Source organism: Candidatus Symbiopectobacterium sp. NZEC135, assembly GCF_025962695.1.
Window position 1 is genome coordinate 1 of record NZ_JAGFPF010000719.1, and the last position, 1,003, is coordinate 1,003.

At 43.2% G+C, this 1,003-nt stretch carries 1 protein-coding gene; it reads left to right on the top strand.

The window, feature by feature from the left end:
* Positions 1-420: 420 nt before the first annotated feature.
* The coding region (locus J5224_RS29965) for an AMP-binding protein (protein ID WP_264628698.1) at positions 421-1,003 on the top strand (583 nt) is incomplete at its 3' end.

Consider the following 1,003-nt stretch of genomic DNA (forward strand, 5'->3'; position numbering starts at 1 on the left):
ACATATTCTTTATGTGGTCTATCGTCATTCAGAACAAAAATCAAGCACACATACCTTAAAAATGAATCGTCGTCTCATAAAGTCAAATGTGTGGTTATTTATTTCCTTTTATGTCTAACCTTTGTTGGGAATTAATAAAATTCCCGCCATGTTGTTTATTACAAACCTTTCACATTACGCTCACTGAGCTGCTTCATTTCACTCACTCGAAAACCACACATCGCCTATTTTATTCATTTTTCTCTTCAGTGAAAATCACAGGTAGAGGTAAATCACAATTTTCATCCTTTGGTGAAAATGACGAAAAAAAGTTCGCAATTTACCAAGAATCTACCCGTGCACACTTTCACAATGAACGCATTAAAACGGGTTGGTAAATAACCTCACCGTGCAATTAGAACAGTACTGAATAGGGTTTTTATGCATCTATTAACGACCACCGTTGGCGAATGCTTAAATAAAGCAGCGATGCGCAATCCATCCGGTGTGGCATTGATTACCTCTCAGAGCGGAGCGTCGCTTACCTGGCAGCAATTAAATGATGAGGTGCATCAGGTTGCTCGCGGATTATTGGTTTCCGGGTTAAAAAAAGGTGACCGTCTGGGACTTTGGTCTGCAAACAGCGTTGAATGGATCATCTGTTTTTTAGCTGCCGCTAACATCGGTGTGGTGGTCATTGGTCTTAATTTTCAGTTTCAGAAAAGGGAAATTCTCAATTTAATCCGCTTAACCCAGATTGATGCGTTGTGTTTCTCCGACGGTTTTCGGGATAACGACTTCGCTGCCGTGGTTGCTGAGTTGGTGCAAGAGACATCACTATCGCATTTGCGCTTAACCATCGCCCTGGAAAACAAGACGCTTCCTGGTGCATTGTCACTCAACGAAATAAAAGCGCTCGGTACGGCATTGCCATCGGGGGATTATCAACAGGCGCAGACGCAAGTGCAAAGCAGCGATCTGCTGACATTACAGCTCACTTCCGGCAGTACTGCGGCACCCAAGC